The organism is Bacteroidota bacterium, assembly GCA_026391695.1.
In the GTDB taxonomy this organism is placed as follows: domain Bacteria; phylum Bacteroidota; class Bacteroidia; order Bacteroidales; family JAGONC01; genus JAPLDP01.
The window spans coordinates 41,844-68,187 of sequence record JAPLDP010000088.1 but is presented as its reverse complement, the minus strand read 5'-3'; the positions used below and the strand labels follow the sequence as shown (position 1 = coordinate 68,187).

18 protein-coding genes and 1 pseudogene are annotated in these 26,344 nt (G+C 43.8%); 13 read left to right on the top strand and 6 right to left on the bottom strand.

Annotation, left to right across the window (positions count from 1 at the left end; genetic code table 11):
- The first annotated feature begins 67 nt into the window (after nucleotides 1-67).
- Genes NT175_13945 through NT175_13930 form a run of 4 tightly spaced genes read left to right on the top strand, consistent with a single transcriptional unit; the run spans nucleotide 68 to nucleotide 4,265 of the window.
- Nucleotides 68-997 (top strand): ATP-binding cassette domain-containing protein, encoded by a 930-nt coding sequence (locus NT175_13945; protein ID MCX6235799.1) that lies wholly within the window; start codon nucleotides 68-70, stop codon nucleotides 995-997.
- 26 nt (nucleotides 998-1,023) lie between these two features.
- On the top strand, nucleotides 1,024-1,749 hold the full coding sequence (locus tag NT175_13940) for an ABC transporter permease (protein ID MCX6235798.1): 726 nt from the start codon (nucleotides 1,024-1,026) through the stop codon (nucleotides 1,747-1,749).
- 34 nt (nucleotides 1,750-1,783) lie between these two features.
- Nucleotides 1,784-3,301, top strand: coding sequence for a Gldg family protein (locus tag NT175_13935; GenBank protein MCX6235797.1), 1,518 nt, complete (start codon nucleotides 1,784-1,786; stop codon nucleotides 3,299-3,301).
- Entirely contained in the window at nucleotides 3,294-4,265 is a 972-nt protein-coding gene (locus tag NT175_13930; GenBank protein MCX6235796.1) for a DUF4340 domain-containing protein, read from the top strand. Before NT175_13935 ends, NT175_13930 begins: the two co-directional genes overlap by 8 nt.
- Nucleotides 4,266-4,274: 9 nt before the next feature.
- Here NT175_13930 and NT175_13925 read toward each other — a convergent pair whose 3' ends face one another.
- The 3 genes from NT175_13925 to NT175_13915 form a co-directional block, all read right to left on the bottom strand.
- Nucleotides 4,275-5,531 (bottom strand): ectonucleotide pyrophosphatase/phosphodiesterase, encoded by a 1,257-nt coding sequence (locus tag NT175_13925; GenBank protein MCX6235795.1) that lies wholly within the window; start codon nucleotides 5,529-5,531, stop codon nucleotides 4,275-4,277.
- 100 nt (nucleotides 5,532-5,631) lie between these two features.
- On the bottom strand, nucleotides 5,632-8,883 hold the full coding sequence (locus tag NT175_13920) for a TonB-dependent receptor (GenBank protein MCX6235794.1): 3,252 nt from the start codon (nucleotides 8,881-8,883) through the stop codon (nucleotides 5,632-5,634).
- Nucleotides 8,884-8,919: 36 nt separating this feature from the next.
- Complete coding sequence (locus NT175_13915; GenBank protein MCX6235793.1) at nucleotides 8,920-10,662, bottom strand: transposase; 1,743 nt, start codon at nucleotides 10,660-10,662, stop codon at nucleotides 8,920-8,922.
- 677 nt (nucleotides 10,663-11,339) lie between these two features.
- On the opposite strand from NT175_13915, the pseudogene NT175_13910 reads away from it, so the two are divergent.
- From NT175_13910 to NT175_13895, 4 genes and pseudogenes are all read left to right on the top strand, one after another.
- Nucleotides 11,340-11,729, top strand: a pseudogene (locus NT175_13910) (DNA methyltransferase).
- A 129-nt stretch (nucleotides 11,730-11,858) separates the two neighbouring features.
- Nucleotides 11,859-12,788 carry an HNH endonuclease gene (locus tag NT175_13905; GenBank protein ID MCX6235792.1) on the top strand — a complete coding sequence of 310 codons (930 nt, stop codon included), beginning with the start codon at nucleotides 11,859-11,861 and terminating at the stop codon, nucleotides 12,786-12,788.
- Nucleotides 12,789-12,799: 11 nt separating this feature from the next.
- A complete protein-coding gene (locus tag NT175_13900; GenBank protein MCX6235791.1) occupies nucleotides 12,800-12,985 on the top strand; it encodes a hypothetical protein in 186 nt (61 codons plus the stop codon).
- A gap of 18 nt (nucleotides 12,986-13,003) precedes the next feature.
- Entirely contained in the window at nucleotides 13,004-13,288 is a 285-nt protein-coding gene (locus NT175_13895; protein MCX6235790.1) for a PmeII family type II restriction endonuclease, read from the top strand.
- Nucleotides 13,289-13,460: 172 nt separating this feature from the next.
- Here the strand turns inward: NT175_13895 and NT175_13890 are convergent, their stop codons facing one another.
- The 3 genes from NT175_13890 to NT175_13880 form a co-directional block, all read right to left on the bottom strand.
- Complete coding sequence (locus tag NT175_13890) at nucleotides 13,461-13,808, bottom strand: hypothetical protein (GenBank protein ID MCX6235789.1); 348 nt, start codon at nucleotides 13,806-13,808, stop codon at nucleotides 13,461-13,463.
- Nucleotides 13,809-14,606: a DUF4065 domain-containing protein gene (locus NT175_13885; protein MCX6235788.1), complete on the bottom strand. Its 798-nt coding sequence runs from the start codon at nucleotides 14,604-14,606 to the stop codon at nucleotides 13,809-13,811.
- 357 nt (nucleotides 14,607-14,963) lie between these two features.
- Entirely contained in the window at nucleotides 14,964-15,518 is a 555-nt protein-coding gene (locus NT175_13880) for an ORF6N domain-containing protein (GenBank protein ID MCX6235787.1), read from the bottom strand.
- Between the two features lie 727 nt (nucleotides 15,519-16,245).
- On the opposite strand from NT175_13880, the gene NT175_13875 reads away from it, so the two are divergent.
- The 5 genes from NT175_13875 (at nucleotide 16,246) to purL (ending at nucleotide 26,342) form a co-directional block, all read left to right on the top strand.
- On the top strand, nucleotides 16,246-18,033 hold the full coding sequence (locus NT175_13875) for a prolipoprotein diacylglyceryl transferase (protein MCX6235786.1): 1,788 nt from the start codon (nucleotides 16,246-16,248) through the stop codon (nucleotides 18,031-18,033).
- 159 nt (nucleotides 18,034-18,192) lie between these two features.
- Entirely contained in the window at nucleotides 18,193-19,626 is a 1,434-nt protein-coding gene (locus NT175_13870; protein MCX6235785.1) for a hypothetical protein, read from the top strand.
- 92 nt (nucleotides 19,627-19,718) lie between these two features.
- Nucleotides 19,719-20,999 carry a cysteate synthase gene (locus NT175_13865; protein ID MCX6235784.1) on the top strand — a complete coding sequence of 427 codons (1,281 nt, stop codon included), beginning with the start codon at nucleotides 19,719-19,721 and terminating at the stop codon, nucleotides 20,997-20,999.
- A gap of 2 nt (nucleotides 21,000-21,001) precedes the next feature.
- On the top strand, nucleotides 21,002-21,922 hold the full coding sequence (locus NT175_13860; protein ID MCX6235783.1) for a cation diffusion facilitator family transporter: 921 nt from the start codon (nucleotides 21,002-21,004) through the stop codon (nucleotides 21,920-21,922).
- A gap of 730 nt (nucleotides 21,923-22,652) precedes the next feature.
- Nucleotides 22,653-26,342 (top strand): phosphoribosylformylglycinamidine synthase, encoded by a 3,690-nt coding sequence (gene purL / locus NT175_13855; GenBank protein MCX6235782.1) that lies wholly within the window; start codon nucleotides 22,653-22,655, stop codon nucleotides 26,340-26,342.
- Nucleotides 26,343-26,344 lie beyond the last annotated feature (2 nt).

Here is a 26,344-nt window from a genome sequence, read left to right as displayed (position 1 = left end):
CTGCATGGCAGTGTTTAACATCTTTCCAAAATGTATTTAATTTGCACCACATTTAAAGTTAACTACCATGGATATCCTTGTTGAGAATTTCACTAAAAAATATGGCACCCAGAAAGCTGTCGATAATATCTCTTTCAGGGTTAAAGCCGGTGAGGTGCTTGGATTTCTTGGCCCTAACGGGGCGGGAAAGACAACCACAATGAAAGCTATCACCACTTTTTTTGCACCCAATGAAGGGGATATAAAAGTGGGTAATATCTCGGTGCTGGTCAATCCCGTAGAGATTAAAAAACATATAGGCTATTTGCCTGAAAACAATCCCCTTTACCCGGATATGACTGTCATTGATTACCTGAAGTTTGTCGCAGGTCTTTATGACATCCCTGAGAAACAGGTCAGGGGGCGCATTCTTGAGATGGTCAGAGTTTGCGGGCTGGAGGGCGAAAAGCATAAGAAAATCGGAGAACTTTCCAAAGGCTTCAAACAACGTGTTGGTCTGGCCCAGGCGCTCATTCATGAACCTGAAGTGCTCATTTTTGACGAGCCTACAGCCGGCCTTGACCCAAACCAGATAGCAGAAATACGCACTCTTATCAGGAAGATAGGCCGTGAGAAAACCGTCATACTCAGCTCACATATCTTGGCCGAAGTGGAAGCCACATGCGACAGGATTCTTATCATCAACAAGGGCAGGATCGTGGCCGACGGCACCCCGGGTGAATTGCGTAAACATATCCAGGGTAAGGAAGTATTGCGCATCACTGTTGAGGATGGTGAAAAAAATACTATTTTCAAAGCACTTCAGAACCTGGATTCAGTCGAGTTGGTCGATTTTATACTCAATAAAGAGAACGCCTTTGAAATCCAAAGCAAAGCAAATAAATCTTCGCGTAGAGCCATTTTTAAGCTCTGCGTGGAGAAAGGATGGGCACTGACAGAGCTGACCTTCATCGAGACGAAACTGGAAGATGTGTTCAGGGAATTGACAATGAGTTAATTGTTATAAATAAAATATTCAATGATATGAAAAAGATATGGGTAATAACACGCCGTGAATTGAGAGCATTCTTTGATTCGCTGATGGCTTATATCATGCTGGTTCTTTTCCTGGGATTCAGCGGTTTTTTTACATGGATTTATGGCAGTGACATCTTTTTCTCAAACCAGGCCAGCCTGCAGTCATTCTTCAGTATTGCATACTGGACATTGTTTTTTTTCATTCCGGCCCTGACTATGCGGCTGCTGGCAGAGGAAAACAGGTCAGGTACCATCGAGCTGCTGCTGACCAGGCCTGTGACTGACTGGCAGGTGGTCATAGGCAAATTCCTGTCGACATTTATCCTGATCATCATCGCCCTGCTGCTTACCATTCCTTATTATATCACGGTAGCACAGCTTGGAAATGTTGATCACGGAGCCGTCTGGTCAGGTTATCTGGGACTTATCCTGATGAGCGCCATGTATATCAGCATAGGCATGTTTACCAGCAGCATATCAACAAATCAGATTGTAGGATTCCTTTTAGCACTGTTCATCGGCATATTCTTTCATATCATATTCGATGTTCTGGCATCCAACATATCCGGTGTCTTGGGGCAGATATTCAGCTATCTGAGCCTCTCCACTCATTTTGACTCCATCTCACGAGGCGTCATAGATACAAAAGACCTCCTCTATTTCCTGTCTGTCATTTTCCTTGGGCTGGTATCGTGCGAGGCAATACTTTCAAAAAGAAACCTGACAGATTAATACGATTGTTTTTCATCAAAAAGATATGACAACCATGAAAAAGAAAAAGTCGATAATATATCAAATCCTGTTGATACTGGCAGTTATCGTGTTGGTCAACATTCTTGCTGATAAGTTTTTTGTCCGTTTCGATCTTACCGGTGATCACCGGTACACCTTAAGCAAGGCAACAAAAAATATCATCAGAGACCTCGATGAGCCTGTCACCGTGACAGCTTATTTTACAGAAGACCTGCCACCACAGTTTATAAAGACCAAACGTGATTTCAAAGAGTTGCTTGTTGAATATAACAATATCTCTAAGGGCAAGGTGGTATATGAGTTTATAAATCCCAATGAAAGCCAGGAGACAGAGATGAAGGCCATGAAACAGGGTATTCAACCTGTGCTAATCAATGCCAGGGAGAAAGACCAGGTGAAACAGCAGAAGGCCTATATGGGTGCATTGATTCAGATGGGTGAGCAGAAGGACGTGATACCTTTTATGCAACAGGGGTCAGCAATGGAATATGCCCTGTCATCAAGCATTAAGAAGCTGACAGTAAAAGATAAACCTCTCATCGGCTTTCTCCAGGGTCACGGTGAGCCTGGACTGTCCGCTTTCCAGCAGGTATATTCATCATTAACTGTCCTTTACTCCGTTGAACCAGTTACTTTGACCGATACGGTCAATAATCTCCTTAAATACAAGACTGTTGTGATAATGGCACCTGTGGATTCCATTCCTGAAAGCCATTTCAGGCAGCTGGATGAATACCTTGCCCAAGGCGGAAACCTGCTGATCGCCATCAAACGCGTTGAGGGTAACCTGAACCAGTTGACAGGCCAGGCAGTCAATACCGGCCTGGAGAAGTGGCTGGCTGACAAAGGGTGCACAGTGGAATCCAATTTCATCGTGGATGCAAGCTGTGCCAGCGTTGGCATGCGGCAGTCACAAGGCATGTTCACTTATACGTCCAATATCCGTTTCCCTTACCTGCCCGTCATCACCAAGTTTGCCGACCATCCGGCAGTGGCAGGCCTTGAAGCAGTGATACTGCCATTTGCCAGCTCAATAACTTATAGTGGAGATACATCCGTGTCGTTTCTTCCTATTGCCTTTACATCCGATAAATCAGGCACTCAGCCCGCTCCCGTTTATTTTGACATTCAGAAACGCTGGACCGATGGTGATTTCCCGTTGGCAGCAATACCTGTTGCAGGAATTCTGAGTGGTAAACTCTCCGGTAATGTGAATTCCAGGATAGTTATCATTGCCAATGGCGATTTCGCTGTGAACGGTGAAGGGCAACAGGCTCAGCAGATACAACAGGATAATCTGAATCTCATGGTCAATTCAATCGACTGGTTGTCGGATGATACCGGTCTCATAGAACTCCGGACAAAAGGTGTTACGGCCCGCCCTCTTGATCAGATCGACGAGGGCAAAAAGACATTTCTGAAATATCTCAATTTCCTGTTGCCGATAGTTATCATAATAGGTTACGGAGGAATCAGGATGCAGCGTAACAGAAAACTAAGAATTAAAAGAATGGAGGAAGGCTATGTTTAAAAAAATGAATTTCAGGATACTTATCATCGTTTTTCTTGTTCTTCTGGCTGTTGTTCTGATTTCAAAATACGTTGACAGCAGAAGAGGAGAAAGAACATTTAAAAAGGAGCTTGTCCAGGTCGATATGAATGATATCACAGCAGTGCTGTATAATCCGGATCCGAAAACGCCTGATGAGGTGAAAATCGTCAGAGATGGTGGACAATGGAAGGTCTTTTCCGGTGACAAAGTATACAGAGCCGACTCATCGATGGTTGCAGGCATAATCACGTCGCTGATTAACCTGAAACCTGAAAGGGTGGCAGCAACAGATGAGTCCAAGTGGAAAGAGTTCAAGGTTGATGACACCAGCGGCACCCTCGTCACGCTGCTCAAAGGTGAGGATGTCATTGCAAGCCTGATTATCGGTAAATTTTCATATACTCCTCAGCCTTCCCAGAATCCCTATCAGAAACAGCAGGGTAAGATGACATCTTATGTACGTTTGAAAGATGACAAAGTTGTTTATGCTGTTGATGGATTTCTGAAGTTTGCTTTTCAGAAGGACGCCAATGCACTCAGGGATAAAGGATTAGTGAGGACAAAGAAAGAAGACATCATACGGTTGGCTTTCAATTATCCCGGCGATTCATCGTTCACACTGACGCGGCAGGGTAACAGCTGGATGGTGAACGGACAGGTATGTGATTCCGTTAAAACCGTCAGATACCTGGCGACAGTCGCCCGATTGTCCAGTGGCGATCTTCTTGATGAAACAAATGTGACCCCGGGTTATGCTCAATATACCGTGACGATAGAGGCCAATAACATGAATCCTATTGAATTGAAGGCGATACCGGCCGACACTGTCAATAAATTCATCATTACATCAAGTCTGAATCCCGGTGCTTATTTCAGCGGTGGGAAAAATAAACTTTTTAATAAGATATTCGTCAGCAGTAAAAACTTTCTTCCCGTCCAGTAGGTCAGTGTCTTAAGGCTGACTTTTGAGCATGCCTGCTATATGCTCCAGGGTGCCGTCAGTTGTGGCCGATGCAAGACCCAGGATGTGCGACACCAGAGGGTAGATATCTGTATTTTCGAATGTAGGCTGGACATATCCCTTTTTAAATGCCGGTCCTAAGGCATAAAAGATGGCATGCATATCCATGTTCCGGTTATCGTAGCCATGTGTTCCGCCATACATATAGTTTCCTCTGTCGCTCCATCTCACCGACCATAAGCTGTCGGCAACGACGATAATGTCGCCAACTCTGGGATTATTCCCATAATGCAGGCGTGGCGGCACCTCTCCGCGTTTCCATGTGCTGATATGCTGGATACGGTTTAATATGGAATAAACCGTATCAAAATAAATATCCTTTACATAGAGATTATATATTGGATTGCTGCCTTCAATGGCATCAAACCATGCCCTGTCGAGCTTCTCTCCCAGGAATTCGGTTTTATCCCTGAAAATTTGCGCCATGCCATGATCAGAAGTAACAATGAGATTGATCTGGTCATAAATGGAAAGTGTTTTAAGCTTTGTGATCAGTACACCGACAAGGCTATCCATATATACGACTTTACTCATGGTATGTTGGCTTTCAGGACCATAGTCATGGCCTGTCACATCCGGCTCCTCAAAGTATAGCATGACCAGGTGCGGCCGTTTGTCAGTAGGTAATTGAAGCCAATAAACAACGGTATCAATTCTGCGTTCAAAGGAGATATCCTTATCATACTCTTTCCAATAAGTGGGACGGATATTTTCGATAGATGCTTCCGAACCTACCCAAAAATACGATGCGGTGATCATGTGCTGCTTTTCCGCAGTCACCCATAGCGGCTCGCCAGCATAAAACCTGCCATCCTCAACAGCATCGCGATCCTCAATAGCATAATGAGCATCCAGAGCCCGATCATAGAAGCTGTTATTGACGATGCCGTTATGATCAGGATATAAACCTGTTGCCATTGAATAGTGATTGGGAAAGGTTTTTGATGGAAAGCAGGGCTGCAGGGAGCGGGCTTTAACACCGTTTTCGGCCATGTAATTCAGATTAGGAGTGATGACCTTATCGGGATAATCCCAACGGAAACCATCCATGGAGAGAATGACGACATAGGGTTTTTGAGATACATCGGATGATACCTGTGCTGAGGTTCTGACAGGTTGCCGGCAGCTGCCAAGCACGAGGAAGATCGTCAGCAAAAGAATCCCGATAATTCGGAAGTGGATTTTCATTTTAGTAAATTGATAAAAGTACATAAAAATCAAACACCTCACCCCATCCAGGGGTGAGGTGCTTGTCTGACTCTATGATCAGTCCTAAAACGACGTCGTCTTACTGTTTACCGAAAATGTACCTCACGCCAATCTGTCCCTGCCACCTGGAGCTGAAAAGACCGGAGTCGTCAATACTCCAAACATCACCTTTTGGCTTGGTGAAAGTGAAATTTGGAGTGATCCCATCCTCCTGGAAACCTTCAAACTTGATCAACGGATAGTTATTATAATATCCGGAAACATAATACCTGCGACCCCAATCCTTATTCAGCAAATTGGTGAGATTAAATACATCGAAAGTGACCTGGAGGGTATTCTTGTTGCCACCTTTGGTGGTAATATAGAAATCCTGTGCAAAGTGCAGATCGATGATACTCTCAAATGGTGTATGTGAACTGTTACGCTCCGCATACTGGCCACGTCGTGTTTTCAGGTATTCATCATTCTCAATGAAATTGTTCAGGTCATCCCATTGTTGGTCTTTAGAAAGCACGATTTCATCATTTTTAACAATATCAATAAGATTGATGTCATTCTGGTCGTTGGGCACATATATTAATTCAAGGCTTTGGTTATCCTCACCGAGGAATTTGCTGGATCCATCGGCATAACCATATGAGTAACGCTGGCCATACTGTCCATTGTAATAAATGCCAATGGTTGTAGCCATATGTTTTATATAATCAATTTTATATGACAGAAAAGCAATCACCCTTGAACCCATGGCAAAATCGGATATGCCCAGGTCGAGGTCATTTTTACCTCTCACGTTAGGAACCCTCCATTGCGATGAATTCTGCGACGATAGCCCATCGTTCATTGATTCTCCCATTCCATATGTATAGGACAACATACCGGAGAATCCATGAAATTCATTTTTCTGTAACTTAAATGTAATATAATAGGTATATCCTTTATTTGTATTATCACCGAAAATGAAATCGGTATAGTTTGAATTTGTGTTACTCAGGTCAACTTTAGTCCAAAGCGGGCGGTTGTCACCAGTACCGGTTAGTGTTTTGCCACTCTTAATGTACCTGTAATTATGGTACATGATATTATTGAGGGTTTTAGTATAGGTGAATTCGGCTGTTCCAATGAGACTCCATGGAAGTTTCTGGTCAACAGCCAGGCTAGCCCGGAATACCTGCGGGAATTTAAACTTCTTTGCAAAGAGGTCAACTTGTCCGGATGGTTTACCCGGCGGCAGTGATGGCTGATTATCCCATACAGGATTAAAATACAACCTTTGATCAATATCCGTAGGGTCAAGTAACAATCTCATACCTCCTGTAGTCACGCCATTGTTGGTGTAGGAGCCTCCTGGCCATACAAAAGGTATACGGCTGGTAAAGACACCTATGCCGCCACGTACCTGTGTCTTTTGTTTACCGTTGACATCCCAGTTGAAACCTAATCTGGGTGAGATCATCAGTTGTGTTGTTGGCATCTGACCAGTTTTTGCATCTTTCATATCATATCCGGCAGCCTCAATCAGCGGAATAATGGTGTCATTGAAATTATTGTTGACAGGAGGTTGTTCCAGGTACATAGGGATATCGAATCTTACGCCGAGGGTAGTCTTGAAGTTTTCCGACCACTGGTTTTCCCATTGTCCATAAAAACCAAGTTGTATAGCATTGAAATCGGCCGCTGCTTTCGAACCATCACCGGTCACATTATCCATGAGAGAAAAGGTCCTGTCGTACTGAAAAGCCGGCCCACCATTTAAGAAAACACTCAAGCTATCGAACTGGTAAGAACCGAAGTTTTGACGGACGAACAAGTTATAGAAATGGTAAAACTCATTGTGTGTCCCGATGGTAAAGGTGTGTGTCCCTTTATAGATCTCAAAATTATCCGTGAGAGTGACAATGTCCTGATTCAGAATATTAGCCGTAGAGAATTCCTCGCTTCCAAAATAGACGCTGGCATTGCCATCCTTGATTTTGACAAAGGGAAAGTTATCTCCCATCGGATCACGGTCGTCTTTGACAAAAGTAAGACCCAGAATGAGGTCATTTGAGTATTTGTTTCCGATGGTACTCTTCAATTCAAGGGCTGTAGAATTGGTTTTACTTGTAAAATCCTGACCGGCATTTGAGAAATAAAGACTGGTACTGCTTGGGTAACCGGGAATGATAGCTTTGCCATATGAATATTGATGACGAAGCATCAGCTTATGATTTTTGCTAATGTTCCAATCGAGGCGCCCAAAAAGTTTGAGTCCGTCAAGGGTGCGGTCGGCACCTTCAAAAGATCCGGGATCATATCCATATTCACTGTTAACAAAACTGGTAAGGCTCTGGAGATCTTCACGTGTAAGGCTTCCGGTGTATTTAGTGAAATCGAATGGTTGCGGTGTAGCATCTTTTTGAATTTCAGCATTGGCGAAGAAGAAAACCTTGTCCTTTATAATTGGTCCGCCAAGACGGAAACCATAAGTACTTGAAGAGAAATCAGAGAGCTTTATTCTATCTACTTCCGGGTTGTCTGTCGGGGTTTTCCCTGCTAATGCTTGATTTCTCATGTAATAATATGCAGATCCGGAAAATTCATTTGTCCCTCTGCGTGTGACTGCATTGATGCCACCTCCGGCAAAACCACCCAGTTTAATATCATATGGGGCAACAGAAATGGTAAACTGGTCAATGATATCCATGCTGAAGGGTGAAATGCCAATTTGTCCGCCATTTGTACCACTTGCGGCGAGTCCATAAACATCATTATTTACAGCACCATCAATGAAAATAGCATTATAACGGTTGTTCATACCGGCAATTTCCAGTGCACCGTCGCCATTTACTCTGGCTTGGGGAGTAAGACGCGTAAAATCGGTAATATTCCTTCCAACTGATGGTATTTTGGAGATACTATTCTCTCCAATATTAGTTTGCGCACCCGTACGATTACCGTCGAAAATACTTTCCCTCTGCCCGATGATTTCGGCTCCGATAAGCTGCAAAGCTGTTTCGCTCAACGTTGCATTGTATTTATGAGTCTGTCCGAGAACAAGATAAATATTATCCTGCTCAAAATTCTGATAACCCACATAGGAGATGGTTAGCTTGTAAGGGCCACCTACATTCAGGTTAGGTAAACGGTAAAAACCATCAAGGTCAGTAGTCGTACCATAATGTGTACCGGAGTTCACGTCAACAATCAGCACAGTGGCTCCGGGAAGTGGATCATTGTTTGAACCACTCACTTTGCCATTAATGGCCGAGGTCGTCGTCCCTTGTGCGAACACTAAATTGGCCACCATGATAAGTAAGGCCAATAATGAAATAAATTTGTAAATTTTTTTCATAGACATAGATTTTCACGGTAAACAACCACCCGTATTTTACGAGTAGGAAGCTCCCTCAAAGGTAACATTCATATTGTTAAGCCAGGAGTATTTCTGCCTGGAAAATTGTTTCATTACCTCGAGAATGAGCGGGAGGGTTCTTTTCTTTTTAAGTTGAACGGTAATATTGTTTTCGTCGATGACAATATCGGCGCCATTGAGTACGAATTTCTCATATAATCGTTGAACGGTGAAGTTCTCGTATCGTTCAAGCCTCAAAGCAAGCAATCTGTAAAGGTTGTGTGCGAGAATGGACATGGTCAGATCAAAATCAACTTTAATGACCATTGAAGAGGACACCAGGTTCAAGTGAAAGAATTCAATTTGTTCCGAGATGGTTTTTTCGACAATCCAACGGCGTGCATATTTTCTGATTATTTTTTCGACAGCCATATCAAAATCGTTGGTAATGATTATGGCAGGTTTGATTTTACCATTCCCTGTTATTGTAATCTGACGAATTGTGTTATCATACCCTTTAAGGAAAACCTCTTCATCAAATACCCTCAGGGTCCTGTGTTTATTTCCGGCACATTCAACTTTCACTACCGTCCATCCTTTTACGGGTAAATTCTGGATTCTGTCCAGGATTTGTTTTCCTCTGCGGCGGATGGTGATAAATTTAATTTCTGCTTTATCCAGTTCCTTCAGGTTTTCATAATTGGTGAACTTGCTGTCAAAAACGATATAGCGAAGCGGCTCCTTATTGGAATTGTTGCTACGATAGAAATCCAGAAATTCAAGAACGACTGCGCTTTCATTTTTTTGTAAGATATTGGCATTGCCGTAATCAATCAGTCCGGTGTCAGGATCATGTGCAAGAACGGCCAGCATACTGCCCAGTGCCTTACCCCTTTTACCCGACCAGTTGTTCTCTAGATGACTATCGTCGCCCCAATACGGAATCGTTGTAAAATCCAGATTGGCGGCATCTTCCAGCAATCCGTTTTTCATCCATACACGATGAAGTTGTTTTAAAAACCCCCGGTTCATTTCACTGGTGATGCGATCGGAATAGGAAGTGTACCATGCGGTTTTTGGCAATACATTCAGCCCTGCAAATAAACCCATACCCCTGTCCATACACCAGGTGTCATCTGACGAATACCGGCGACGATTCGCTAACTTCAAGGCAAGAAAACATAGAATGGACGATGTTTTTCCTATGAGTGAGGTGCCGGGATAGGCTGAGTTGTCAATGACCGTGTCTATCTTGTAGTGTTTGATCAAGGCAAGAAACATCAGTATCCCGGCATTGGAGCTTTTAATAATCTCCGGATCAAATGACAGAGGGCTTGACTTTTCAGCTTCTATCTGTACACGATCGAGTTGCTGGCGTACAAGTCTGGATCGTCTGGGTAAACGCGAAAATCCTTCGGATGAGATAATGTTATAAATATTTTTCTCGGACAAGGAGTAGCCCAAACCATCCATGGCGGCTTTGATATCTGGTACAGAGTAGTATTTCTTTCGCATTTCGATAATAACCGATTTGGCGTCTTTGGTCGAAGAGGAAATTTTTCTTCCCGCATGCTTTTCAACGAAAAAGAAAGAGCCTGTCATGTCCCCATTCAATTTACTGCGAAAGGAAGAGATAAGCGAGGTAAAGGCCCGATATGTATACCCAAAAAGATCGGCGACTTCATGAGCGGGTCTGTTTTCGACAAAATACATCCTAAGGGCTTCATACTGCTTATGCGCCACTAATGTCGGTGTAAAGAAGAAAGATACTGGTTCCATGTACTGTATATTATTTTTAATATGCCGTATACAAAAATAAGAAGACGGACGGGTAAATGCGATATCTTATTGTATATCTGAGCGTAAGCAATAATAAAAGGGTAAATCAAGGTAATAAAAATACGGGTAATTACTAACGTGAAAATCTATGATGAATTGAAAAAGAAGAATCAAAAAAAATATTATAATCATTTTTTTTCTTCGATAGAGAAAACAAAATTGAGTTTACCTGAAAAGTATTTTCCTAAAAAGGAATTTTTGCAATTTCATTTAGATACTATTTTTAATTCCAGAAATCCCTAAATGATCAAACTGAAAAAAAGGTATTACTATATCCAATTTTTTCCTTAATGCCTGAATATTCCAGTTGAATCGGCGCCACACTGAGTACATATTTTGGCCAAACTGAACATTTAATTCCGGTCAAACTATACATGCCATTCCGTTAAAAGTGAATATCTTAGAAGAAAAATCTCCTTTTTTTTGATTTCATACCTGTTTATTCCATCAATATTATTCCTTATTCCAGCGATGATGACAACACTAAACTGAATGTTTTAGACAAACTGAGGTTGGTTGCCATGAAAAAGAATAGAAAACCAATACTTTATGAGTTACCAACAATTAAAAGATTCTGCCAATTTATATAGTAAATTTGCAGTGAAAGAGGAGGGACAATGGAAATACGGACAGACTTATATCTGGGTGACTGTAAAGAGCAACTTAAATTACTCGACGAAAATTCCGTCGATCTTATCGTTACATCGCCACCGTATGCCGATCAGCGAAAGGATACATATGGAGGCATTCATCACGGTAAATACGTTGAATGGTTTTTACCAATTTCTGAACAGCTCCTCAGGGTTCTTAAACCAACAGGGACTTTTATTTTAAATATTAAAGAGAAAGTCGTTGACGGTGAGAGAAGTACTTATGTGATGGTACTTATTTTAGAAATGCGTAAACAAGGTTGGCTTTGGACAGAGGAATTTATATGGCATAAAAAAAACAGTTATCCCGGCAAATGGCCAAATCACTTTCGTGCTGCTTGGGAACGACTTCTTCAATTAATAATAAGTAATTAATTTTTAGATATTTCTAATTCGGGTAAGGCAAATCTTGCAAGTCCACACTTAATTTCTGGCTTTCTAATTCAATCTATAAAACCCAAAGAATATCTCTTTAAAATGACGACTATGAGTTATGAAGGAAAAATGCTTGAAGATTTAAATATGCCAACTCGAAAAGAAGTTGAAGACGCAATATTAAGATCGCTGTTCAAACACAATGGAGTGATTAAGGAATTTGGTGCAGGAGAAGAAATTGTCAGTGAAATTGCAGTTGATTTTAATTTGAATTTAAAACAATTAAATGCTTTTCTAGAAACTACTGTTAGAAAAGAAAACCGTTTAAAGAAATCCTCGCTTTGGCATCGTTTACTTTTTCGTGCTGCTGATAATTTAGCTAAAAATGATTTGGTTACTCGACCAACAAAAACAATTCATATAACCAACAAAAGGGAGTGGATGCTAACAGAAGCAGGTTATGACAAAGCATTAAAAATACTTGGTATTCCACTAGTTCAAAAAGAAACCTTATCTATTAAATCTTATGAAGTTCAAAAAATAGTTAAAAAGCTTAATGAGCAGCAAAGACCTCAAAATTATACTCCATTTGAAAACAGCAAAAAAGTAATGGCACTTACTAAGGAGGTAAAACTGCGGTATAGAGGGTTTCGTCAAGCAATTATTGAAGCCTACGACTGCAAATGTACGGTTTGTGGGATGAAGATTACTTCTCCTGATTCATTACAATGGGAAGTTGAGGCAGCACATATTGTCCCTTACCGTTTAAATGGCAAAGATGACATATGGAATGGTTTAGCTTTATGTCATTTACATCATTGGGCGTTTGACGTTGGTTGGTTTACCTTGGATGATAATTATAATGTTCAGGCTTCAACTCAAATTCAGTATTTACCAAATGATTTTGGTAAAATCGGCGATTATAATTTTATTTTTGAATTAACAAAAGAAAAACAGAGAATTTATTTACCAGACAGAGTAGAAATTTTTCCACATCAAAATGCCATTGACTGGCATCGTCAAAATATTTTTCATCATTAATTCAAACAACTATGAATAAAAATACGATATTGTATTCCTTGAATGTACAAGATGCTCAAACTGTTTCTCTGGAGGTGATTGGAAGAAAATTAAATCCGGATGAAATAAGAAAAATAGAGGACCTGATTGCTCAAAATATAAAGTGGTATGATGTTATTGCAGATGCTATTCATGAAGTAATTGACTTAAATAAATAGTATCGTGGATATAGTTTCATGAAATCCATAGAGCAAACCGAGTATAAATCGAAAGGTAATTATTATAAAATCTGTGGGAAACGATTCTGGGAGTTAATTTCCGGGGAACCTGATTTATACATAAAATTAATTGAACCTCTGGGTCATGAAGCTGAGAAAAGAAATATTGAATTCAAAAAATCTTATGGAAGCCTCATCAACAGATTAACAAAAGAATTTCTTGAAGATTTCTGTAATGAAAATGGCAGTATTAATTGGGAAAAGCTGCTGATCTTTAATTCTTCCTCTGATCCCCAAGGTTAACCGGTATATTAAGTGAATATTCTGGAGCAAACTGTACCACTAATTCCAGAGCAAAGTGTACTACTTATGAGGGTTGAAATGGATTTGTCATGGGAAATCGGTTTTCAAAAGACCTGACATTCCGGCAGAAAGTGTACTATAACGTAATGAGTTTACCTTTAGCTATTATGTATTATTTGAAATTGTCGGTAATTCTTTGTTTATCCTCATTTTCTTTATCGTTTTTGTGATAAAGTTCAATGAAGATAATTTTTTGTTCTTCTTTAAAGTATGCATAAATCAGGCGCAATCCCGAATTTACTCCACGGCCTTTCAATGCTTTACAGGCAATCCTTTTTACTTTGATTACGCACGTTTCCAGGCCCAGATTATCCATACGAAAGCTGAACGGTGGTCTATCACCGGGCTTCTTTCGCAGGATAGTTTTCACCTCTTCCAGGTCATCGTTCAATGTCCGGTACCTTTTCAGAAGCTGTTTTAAATCCTTATCAAATTCTGAGAGTGTAAAGAATTCCATCATCTAATCATCGTTTTCGTCATACACTCTCACAGAGTAGGGGAGTTCCCTGTAAAAAGCTAACTCATAGCTGATTTCTTTCCCTTCATCTGTGACCTCACAAGGCAAATCATTATGCGAATAATCGCTGATTGCTGTTGCCGACCAATCGCTCATTTGCGCAATGACCCTGTCAATCACTTCTTTTTCACTGGCTTTTAATCCGGTTAAATCTGCTTTCACCAAAGGCAGATAACGAATTTTCGGATAACCATGGTAGTCGGTTTTAACTCTTTGCAGGTCATTTTTTTCGATCATCTGATTGATGATGGTATCTAACTTTTGCGGAACAGGCCCATAAGGTAACTTACGGTATGTTGCGCCTGTCAGATGTTCCTCATATAACTCATAATAATTGAAATCGGAGAAGTAAAGCAGCTTGTAAAGGACAGTCTCGCCGACATTCGGCTTACCTGCACATCTTTCAAGAATATATAAAAGCACATTCTTAAACTTATTGACTTGCAAAGTGGGGACAGAAATACGTTCCTCCGGCTTTTTGGCTTTAATTTCTGCCTCAGCTTCAAGATCCTGGCTTTCATGAAAATTAGCCGACATGAAATCATCTAAAGAAAAACCCAGGACAATTGACAACTTTTGCAACTCCAAGGCATCAATACTTCGGTTGCCCAATTCAACTTGGGCTAATGACGGTCGGGAAATATGAAGTTGTTTAGCCAGAGCTTCCTGCGACAATCCCTTCAGTTTGCGAAGTCCGGCTATCCTCTGACCTATTTGCTTTTGTGAAAGTTGTATGCTCATTTCAATTCGTGTTTTGCTAAATAATGGTACAAAAATAATTAATGTTTCAAAATAAAACAAATATATGTTTTAAATTCCGACATTAAAAGATTCTATTAATTTGATTAACCACAAAGGAACACGAAGGCATTCACCAAGGAACACAAAGGGCTTTAGAAATTATTTTATTTTTGAGGCACTAAATCCCTTAAATCATCATCTAAGAAACACCGGTAATGAAATGTTTCATGCTTGCCTGTTGTCGTGCCCTAAAATAAGTTTACACCCAATCGAACATCGGCCATCAAAAATCGACCATCGTGCAATCATCCTGCTTATCAGGTGCTCATTACAAACGCCTACTAACCTAAAGGATTATTACTCCTTGTCCTGTCTTCTGAACCCGATCTGGTGTTGGCTTTTATAATCAGCCTCATCCTGCTTTGCCTGGTCAAGCTGCCGAAGGTACTCGAAGATCAACTGTATCTTCTGATCCTGTTCAACATCTTTACTCTGCAATTCCTCGAGCTTTCTAAGTATCTCTTTTTGTGTTTCAAGCCATCCACGCATTTTAGTAAAGACACGGATAATCTGGATGTTTACCTGAATGGCGCGATCGCTGTTCAAAACACTTGATAACATGGCTACTCCTTGCTCCGTAAAGGCTGACGGAGGCTTTCGTAATCCCATCTTCTCGCGATTGGATATCACAATTTGTGATATCCAATTTTTCATCTCCCCGGATGTCAAAACAAACATAAAATCTGCCGGAAAGCGCTTTTGATTTCTTCTGACAGCTTGATTAAGTACCCTAGTTTCAACATTATATAATCCTGACAGATCCCTGTCAAGCATCACTTTCTGTCCCCGTATGAGATAAATCTTGTTCATGATGACTTCCTCAGGAACTATTAGCGTGTTTTTTTCAGCCATGGGTATTTGTTTTTCGACTGCAAATCACTCTTTCCATTAATCCGGAATAACCGGTTTTATGACCCTGTTTTTCAGAAAATCCGCCAATGAATATCGAACATTCGAACATTCGAACATTCGAAGTGGCCCGCCCCTGCGCAAGCAGGGGAAGTTGAAGTGTAAGGCGAAGGAGAAGGCGAAATAATTTTCGAAGTAGAAGGAGACCTGACATGAGATCTTAATGCGAACCGGTTAAAAGTGCCACCAAATCGCTAAATCTCAATTGACTAATTGACTGTCTTGTCCTAAAATAGGTTTACACCCACCTCGAACATCGGCCATCGACAATCGCGCAATCATCTTGTCGCCCCGCCTCCGAAGTCAAGGCCGATCATTTTTGGACTTTCATTCCACATCGGCCATCGGCCATCGACAATCGCGCAATCATCTGGTGTCTACCTTATCAGAAAACAATCCTGCTTTTCCAGGGGCAATATCGCCGGAATATGGGGTAATCCGGTAGATAAATTTTTTTGTATTTCCTGCTAAATATCCCGGAAAAAATCTGATTATCTGCAAATTCCGCCATTTATTGCATTCTTAATCCTTAAAATTCCCAATATCTATGACTGTTTTTCAATAGTTTGCCTCAGAATGTCATACCATTGAATGTCACCTGGCAGAGAATCGTTTTGAGTCTCTCCAATTACGAATTAATTTTATTCCATCAACCATTAATATGACAAACATGGAAACCTTTACACATCTTTCAGAATCCCATGGCGGTTTATTGTTCAGCCTTTTCTATCTGGCCGCCTTCATCGTGATGATTAGCCTCATGCTCATCCAGGGTATCAGGAGAAAGTACCCTGTTACTCCATGGATCCTCATTATTACGTTCAGCGTTTTGTTTTTGGTGTTAGGCAGTAAGTTGTTCACCTATGCTCCTGAACAGATAAAAACCTTTATCACAGGCCATCCGTTGACGAACAACGGATGTAAGACCATGCTAGGTGCCATAGCAGGGGGAATGGCAGGCGCATTCCTTGCCAAAATGCTGCTAAGGTTCCGCTATCCTTTCATCGATATGCTTGCCGGGACTTTTCCCCTGGCGATGGCCATTCAGCGTATGGGCTGCCTGTTTGCCGGCTGCTGTTATGGCCAGCCGACAACCCTTCCGTGGGGAATAAGCTATGGTGTCCATTCCCATGCCTATCATGCCCAGCTGATGCAGGGACTTATCCAGCCGGGAGACCTCACCTCGCTGCCGGTCCATCCTACACAGCTATATGATATCCTGCTCTGTCTCTCCATTGCCATTATCATTTACATGGCCCGGAAAAGATGGACCGTGCCGGGAAATAAATTCCTCTTTGCCATCCTTCTCTATGCTTCCGGCCGCTTTCTCAATGAATTCCTGAGGGATCCCGGCTCCAACCTGTTTTACGGTGAGGTGGTCCACGGGTTCAAATATGTCCAGTGGATACTTCTGCTGGCCATCCTCCTGCTGACCCTGGCTATCGTCATACGTAAAATGACATGGCGGTCTGTACCGGCTCTGGTCCGGTACAGGGAAAGCACAGTCAGAAATTCGTTTGTATTCCTCCTGACCATCTCGGTTATCTATCTTGGAAGGAACTGGTTTAGCGCTGCAGAGTTAATAATTCTGGTACTTGTCGTTTTACCTGCAATCGTCCTCATGGCATGGCAATGGAACCGGCGTATGTCTGTGGCCGGTCTGCGATGGATTCCTGCTGCGGCCTGTATGGTTTATTTCGTATTCACAGGGCAGAAAGCGGAACAAAAAGATCCGGAAAAGAAATCCTCGTACATGACAATCGGAGTGGATGGTATGTTCGGAAAATTTGATTACACCGTTAAAACATTGGTTCGTGATGAATGTGGAGATTATATGGCTGATAATTATACACGTCTTCACAAGTATTATGCATATGGAATAAGTTATTCATACAATCTGACACAAGGAAAATACCGTAAGGACGCGCTGGTAGTCCGGTTGCATTACGGGCAGGAAGATGAATTTGTCCCCCATGCAAATAAGATCACGCACCGGCTTTTCGGTATCACACCGTTTTATCAGTTCGACAGCAAATGGATCGGATTCGGGCTGGGATTAAATGCAGGAAAGCTCCGGTACGCAGAAATTGCCCGTGAGGATGCTGTTCTTGAGGTAAATGACACGTATATAAATCCTTTGTTTAATGTCAGGGTTGGAACTAATGTTTTCTATGCCGTTTACAGGTATTCGGATAACGCACCATCGTCCTCGCCGTTTCCAAGGCATAAGATCGGTCTGGGATCAGGTGCTGGAAAAACCGACGGGACAACCATTGAAGCCGGTCTCTCGGATATTAATTGCCACGGATTTCCTAAAGCCGTTTATTTCTATATGTTGGTGCCTGTCAAGAATAAATATGAGATCATGTCATTTGTTTCTATTGGGCAAAATGAAGACAATAACCGGATGAATTACCAGGTTGCGTTTGGGTTGCATTACCAGTTCAATAAAAAATAAATTTCCTTAGATTTCAGGGACTCCAACTACCGATGTTAGTTTGAGTCCCTATATGCTATGGGACTCAAACCGCCGAAGGTGGTTGGAGTCCCAATCTTTTTTACCTTTGAATCCTGGGACTCAAACTACCAACGGTAGTTGGAGTCCCATTCTTGGCATATGAACAATAGGACTATCTATATAATCAGCGCTCTTGTTTTTCTTCTGACTGCCTGGTTCTCGGAAGGATATAATCACCCGGATGAACATTTCCAGATCCTTGAATTCGCCGCGATGAAGCTGGGACAGAATGATACGGCGCACCTTCCATGGGAATACGGTGCTGAAATGCGGCCGGCTATACAACCTATGATTGCTTATGGCGTTCACAAAACCTTTTCCTTCATGGGGATAAATGATCCCTTCTTCATCACGTTTTTTCTTCGCCTCCTTACTGCTGCAGTCTCATTTCTTAGCATCTATATGCTTTTCCGGCTTTATTCGGTTTCCTTAGTAGATAAAAAGCTGGTCACTGCCTTCCTTTTAATCTCGTTCCTGCTCTGGTTTTCATTATATAACAGCGTCCGTTTCGCCTCTGACACCCTCTCCGGCAGGGTGTTTATCATCGGCTTTGCCTGGCACCTCCTGAGAAAAGAAGAGGATATCACCAAATACTTTATTACAGGCCTGCTCCTCGGACTCTCTTTTATCCTCCGCTACCAGATGGTTTTTATGATCGCCGGTTTTGTTGCATGGCTCCTGTTTATTAAAAAAGCAAGCATACGAAACCTGGTGATGCTTTCGCTCGGCTTCTTGCTGATTTTTGGCGTGGGGATATTGGCCGACCGTTGGCTATACGGAGATTGGACACTGACAGCATGGAACTATTTCCAGCAGAATATCCTTTTCGACAAGATTTCCGGATTCGGAGTCCATCCCTGGTGGTATTATTTCGAACAAACATTTATCATTGCACTTCCTCCTTTCAGCCTGGTCTATATTTTTGCTGTAGTACTTTATTTTATTTACAAGCCAAAGGAGATCATCACCTGGACTCTTGCACCTTTTCTGCTGGTTCATTTTATTATCGGGCACAAGGAGCTTCGCTTTCTCTATCCGATGATCGGATTTCTACCTGTCATGATCATCAGCGTATGGGATCATCTCCTGCAAAAAAGAGTTGAAAAGTTAGCACAGAACATATTTGTAAAAATCTTTATCAAAGCCTTCTGGATTACAAATTTTCTGTTGCTGCCGGTGATTATTTTTCGCCCTGTCGATGACCGGATGCCGATATATAAGAAGCTATTCCACGCTAAAAGCGGACCAGTGCTTGTTTACTACAAAGAGCAGGATCCCTATCAGTGCTGCCTTGACATGTACTATTACCGGAGACCCCAGCTGTTCACCAGACAGATCGATTCCATCAGCCAGATAAACCCTGGCCCTGATACCATTACCTATTTTGTCACGGTGAAACCTGTTGAATTCCGGGGAACCTCTTACAAGCCGGTACTCATCTATTCTGCTCTGCCTGAATGGATGAAGCGGTATGATTTTAACGGCTGGGTGGAGAGGACAAAGTTCTGGAGGGTTTATAAGTTAGAGCGTTAATAGGACTCAACCCGCCAAAGGCGGTTGGAGTCCTAATCTTTTTTTTACCTTTGCGCGCTGCATTTCCTGATGTGTTGATTATGAATAAGCAAATGGAACGAACCGAATACCACCTGCAATCGCTTGTTTCCGGAAGACTATTCGAAGATACCGGTTGGATACTTGATGCTCCGGGAGAAGAAAAACCTTCACTGCTCAGGGCAGTCTTCAAGAAGAAACAGTTATACATCCGCGACGCTAGTTTTGGTCTCTTCAAGTTTGCTGACTGGCTTCCGGTAAGGAATATACTTAAAGATTCTTCTGCACCGGTGACATACAAAAGCCAAGGCCTCGCAAAGCAGCTTGGGCTGCATAACCTTTTCATCACCTTCAGCGGATACTGGCCGGAGAAAGGGGTCTTCATGAAGACCTGTTCATTTAAAGAAACCGAAGCCTATTCGGTGTGTGCCCGTCTGGAGCCGCACAACGGTGAGGTGCTCGTCGTGGCGTCGGCAGGTAACACAGCCAGAGCCTTTGCACGGGTGTGCTCCGACAATCACATTCCGCTGCTGCTCTGTGTACCTGAAGATAACCTCGATGCCCTGTGGTTCGATGAACCACTTAACGACGATGTGAAACTTTTTGTCACCTGTGCCGGAGGCGACTATTTCGATGCCATACACCTATCCAACCTGGCGTGCAATCATCAGCGGTGCATTCCCGAGGGGGGCGCCAAAAATATAGCGCGGCGTGATGGCATGGGCACTACGGTGCTGTCGGCAGTGACAACGATTGGACGCATACCGGATTACTATTTCCAGGCTGTAGGCAGCGGCACCGGCGCCATTGCAGCGTGGGAAGCCAACCTGCGGCTGATAGAAGACGGAAGGTTTGGTGAGAAAAAGATGAAGCTGATGGTGTCGCAGAACATTCCCTTCAAACCTATGCATGATGCCTGGAAAGCCGGCTCACGCGACATACTGCCGATGGATGATGCCATCGCCCGCGACTGCATCAGGGAAATTGACGCCAAGGTCCTGTCGAACCGCAAGCCACCCTATACGCTGGTAGGAGGGTTGTTTGATGCGCTTACCGACACCGATGGCGATGTGATCATTGCCACTAATGCCGAGGCACGCGCTGCCGCCAGCCTTTTTGAACAGACTGAAGGCATCGACATACACCCCGCAGCAGCCATTGCCACCGCCAGCCTCATCAAAGCCATAGAGGAAAATCAGGTCGGAAAGGATGCCGTCATTATGCTCAACATCACCGGCGGAGGAGAGAAACGTTTCAGGCTGAATAAAAAGTTCAATTATCTAAAGCCATCAGTGGTCTTCGATATACATCCGGATCCGGAAATGGTGAAAAGAAGCATTGATGATATATTTTAATTATGCGTAATCGCGAGCAACAGATCATCCGCACATCGTGGATAGGGATAACAGGTAATGCTATTCTGTCCCTGTCGAAGATCATCCTGGGATTGCTGTCGGGTAGCTTGGCTGTTGTAGGCGATGGCATTGACTCGGCCAGTGATATCATCACATCGTGGATTACCCTTTTCACTGCCCGCATCATCTCCCGCCCGCCGGACCATAAATATGCCTATGGCTATGCCAAGGCCGAAACCATCGCCACCATTGTCCTGGCCTTTATCATCTTCTTCGCCGGCGCCCAGCTGTGCATCTCCACCATCGGCATCATCATCAGGGGCGAAACAGGCACCATGCCTACGATGCTCGCCATATATGTCACTATCGCCTCCATTGCCGGCAAATTGTTCCTAAGCATCGTCCACTTCAGGGTGGGCCGGAAAATAAACAGCGCCATGCTCATCGCCAATGGCCGCAACATGCAGAATGATGTCATCATTTCATCCGGCGTGTTGATAGGGTTGACTTTTACCTTTATCCTGAAGCTTCCTGTTGTCGATAAAATCACTGCTCTTTTCATCAGTTTCTGGATCATGCGGGTTGGATTCCGCATATTCATGCACACCAACACCGAGCTGATGGATGGCGTGAAGGACCCGGAGATATATCATAAAGTTTTCGAAGCAGTTCAAGAGGTTGAAAATGCACATCATCCCCATAAGGTGCGTATACGGCAGATGGGGAATCTCTATCTTATCTCTATCGACATTGAAGTGGATGAGACGGCGAGTGTGAAGGAAGCCCACGCTATTGCCAAAAAGGTGGAGGAAAGCATCAAAAATAAGATTGTGGATGTGTATGATGTGGTGGTTCATGTGGAACCTTCAGGCAATGAGGAGGATGAAGCGTTTGGCGTGTCTGGGAAAACGCTGGGGCGATAAGTTTATTAAGAAATAGTTCAAATTATTTTATATAACTTTTAGTGTTCCAGAGGGGTGCACTGCTGTAGATTGAATAGTTATGTAATTAAAGATTTGGCTCATAGATGCAGACTTTTTTAGCATATTTCTCTTCTTCTTTCTTTGTCTGCCACACAAAGAAAGAAGCAAAGAAAAGTCACCGCTGCATAAAAATCACTAAAAATTGAGCACTCAGGCTAAAATTTATGAATTCCCCCGATTAAAATCGGGGTCAAACAGCATAAATTTTTTAACGCCTTCGTGCTCAATTTTTTTTACGTGATTTTTATGAGGCGGTGTCTTTTTAAAGGCCTTAGGGTTTGTAGGCGGGGCACCCACTGGGCGAAGATTCCGTTAAAAGCCAGACGGAGAAGTGAGGGAGCGAAGCGACCGAACGGCTCGGCTGGCTTAGGAATCGAGCCCTTAGTGGGTCGCCGAAAACCCAGGCTGTCCTTTTCTTTCGTACTTTCTTTTGGACACTCAAAAGAAAGTACATAAATAGAAAACATTCTCTATCCATCTCTCTCTTTCAATGAACTTCAACTCTATTCACATCAAAGTATATTAGCAAACCTAAGATCAAAAAATTGTTGTCATTTCGCATTCACGCCGGTAAATCAATTTATCTGGCACACCAAAATAATATTTAGCCCTTTTTATATCTTTGCACTTGCATTTCATTGTGAACAGCTGAGTTCTTAAAAAAACACTGATGATTCTATTCTTTCAAGGCCGGAATAAAATTTTCGCCGTTGGTACCCGGGAAATCATATCACAAAATGACCTTCAAAAGCTAAGCTGGTTATTTGACCAGGTCACCCGGCTGGACATGCCGGAAATCGGCGGTTATTTTATTGGACCGCGGAAAGAGATGATCACCCCCTGGAGCACCAATGCTGTGGAGATCACACAGAACATGGGCATTATTGGGATTATGAGAATTGAGGAGTTTTCTCCTGTCGCTTCCAAAGAGCATCCTTACGACCACATGCTGCAGCAGCTTTATGCCGGCCTGACGCAGGATCTTTTCACCATTCACCGGTTGCCGGATCCCATTTTATATATTGATGATATTGGTGCCTATAACCACCAGGAGGGCCTGGCCCTCAGCGATGAGGAGGTTGCCTATCTGGAAGGGCTGAGCCATAAGCTGGGCAGGAAGCTCACCGACAGCGAAGTCTTCGGCTTTTCGCAGGTCAACTCGGAGCACTGCCGCCATAAGATATTCAACGGCACCTTCATCCTCGATGGGAAGACTATGCCGCATTCCCTTTTTGACCTCATCAAGCTCACGTCGAAGAAGCATCCCAACAGGCTGGTGTCGGCCTATAAGGACAACTGTGCCTTTTTCCGCGGGCCGCGCATTGAGCAATTTGCGCCGGCGACACAGGACAAAGCGGACTTTTTCAGGGTCAGGGACATCGATTCGGTGGTGTCGCTGAAAGCTGAAACACACAATTTTCCGACGACGGTAGAGCCCTTCAACGGGGCGGCAACAGGCAGCGGCGGCGAGATACGCGACAGGATTGCCGGCGGGAAAGGTGGCACAGCCATGGCCGGCACAGCAGTCTACATCACCTCATACCCGCGCCTGGAACCCACGCGGTCATGGGAACAGTATACGGAACCACGGCCATGGCTCTATCAGACTCCCGAGGAGATATTGATAAAAGCATCCAATGGCGCCAGCGATTTCGGCAATAAATTCGGCCAGCCTCTCATTTGTGGCAGCTTGCTGACCTTCGAACATTTTACCGCACTGAAGAAATATGGCTATGATAAGGTCATCATGCTGGCAGGCGGTATAGGACATGCCAGATATGAAGATCATGAAAAGGATGCGCCGGGTGCGGGCGATAAGATCATCGTGATGGGCGGTGACAACTACCGCATTGGCATGGGCGGCGGCGCCGTATCATCTGTTGCAACAGGCGAGTATGGCAACCAGATCGAGCTGAATGCCGTGCAGCGCTCTAATCCCGAGATGCAGAAGAGGGTATACAATGCAATCAGGGCTCTGACAGAATCGGACCACAACCCTATTGTGTCGATACATGACCATGGCGCCGGCGGTCACCTGAACTCCCTGTCGGAACTTGTCGAAAAAACAGGCGGCACGATAGATCTGTCTAAGTTGCCTGTCGGCGACCCTACGCTGTCGGCAAAAGAGATCATCGGCAATGAATCGCAGGAACGTATGGGCCTTGTCCTGAAAAGTGAAGATGTAGACCTATTGAAACATATAGCCGAACGGGAACGGGCGCCCATATATGTTGCCGGTGAGGTGACGGGTGATCAAAAATTTGTCATTGAGGACAAGGTGACACATCAGAAACCTCTGGATCTCAAGTTGGACGACATGTTCGGCAAGCCACCCAAAACTATCATCACGGATATCGATTGCAATATTCCTTTTGATGAAGTTGAATATGATCCTTCCTGTCTTGAGAAATACCTTGAAGATGTGTTACAGCTGGAAGCTGTGGCTTGCAAGGACTGGCTAACCAACAAGGTGGACCGGTCGGTCACGGGCAAGGTAGCCCATCAACAGACAGCGGGTGTGGTGCAACTGCCTGTCGGCAACCTCGGCGCGGTGGCGCTGGATTACCAGGGTGAAAAGGGTATTGCAACATCTCTTGGCCATGCATCTGTTGCCGGTCTCGTCCACGCTGTCAGTGGCGCCCGCCTCTCCATTGCCGAAGCTCTCACCAATCTGGTATGGGCGCCGGTGGACGATGGACTTAAAGGCATTTCGCTCAGCGCCAACTGGATGTGGCCGGCTAAAAATGCAGGCGAAGATAAACGCCTGTATGATGCCGTAAAAGCTGTCAGCGACTTCGCCATTGCACTGGGTATTAACATTCCCACAGGAAAGGACTCCCTGTCGATGACACAAAAATATCCGGGCGGACAGGTCGTCATTGCTCCGGGAACAGTGATCATCACTGCCGCCGGCGTGGTGAAAGATGTCAGAAAAATCATCAGCCCGGTATTAAAAGATGAGCCGGATTCGGTGATGATCTATATTGATTTTTCACGCGACAGTTACCATCTGGGTGGCAGCAGCCTGGCACAGGTAGTTAATAAGCCGGGCAGGACTGCGCCGACAGTGGCTGATGCCGGCTACTTTTCAAGGGCTTTCCAGGCTATACAACACCTCATTGATATAGAGATGATCCATGCGGGCCATGATATCTCAGCAGGAGGCCTGATCACTACCCTGCTCGAAATGACCTTTACCAGTAATCACATCGGAATGGATATTGACCTTACAGGGATCGGGGAAAAGGATACCATCAGGCTACTATTCAGTGAAAATCCTGGCATTATCATCCAGGTCAGTAAAGATTCCAGTGCCTGTGACTATCTGGAAAAAGAAGGCATAGAATTTCATATTATCGGTAAATCTGTTATGAATCGCCGTTTGGCTGTGATTCATGGCGACAGGAACTATTCATTTGATATCGACTCTCTGCGTGATATCTGGTTTAAGACATCATATCTGTTCGACCGCCGGCAATGCGGCCCTGAGCTGGCTCTGAAACGTTACAGCAACTATAAAAAGCAGGTGTTGGATTTTAACTTCCCAGCTCATTTTACCGGGAAGGCAAGCCAATACGGTATAGACCTGAAACGCAGGTCACCATCAGGCATCAAGGCTGCAATCATCCGCGAAAAGGGTGTCAATGGCGACCGCGAGATGGCCTGGTCGTTGTATATGGCCGGCTTTGACGTGAAAGATATCCACATGACCGACCTTGTCGCCGGCAGGGAAACCCTTAAGGATATCCGGTTCATTGTTTTTGTCGGGGGCTTTTCCAACTCCGATGTCCTGGGCTCGTCGAAGGGATGGGCCGGTGCATTCTTGTACAATGAAAAAGCGAAAAAAGCCCTGGAAGATTTTTACAACCGGAAAGATACGCTGAGTCTGGGCATCTGCAATGGCTGCCAGCTCATGATGGAACTTGGGCTGATCCATTCGAACAGTGCGCCAAAGCCTCGTATGCTATTGAATGCCTCCGGCAAGTTCGAGTCGGCATTTCTTGGTGTCACTATTCACGAAAATCATTCTGTCATGCTGGGTTCGCTGGCCGGCAGCCGCTTGGGTATCTGGGTGGCACACGGTGAAGGACAATTTGAATTCCCGCAAGGTGAGCACTTATATAATATTCCTGTCAAATTCACTTATCCTGAATATCCCGGCAATCCAAATGGCTCGATGTATGCAGCGGCGGCTATATGCTCTGATGACGGCAGACATCTGGCCATGATGCCGCATATCGAACGGGCCATGCTCCCCTGGCAATGGGCTTATTATCCCGGTGACAGGAAAAAGGATGAAATATCCCCCTGGACAGAAGCCTTTGTGAATGCCAGGGAATGGTTGAAATCAAAACGGTAAAG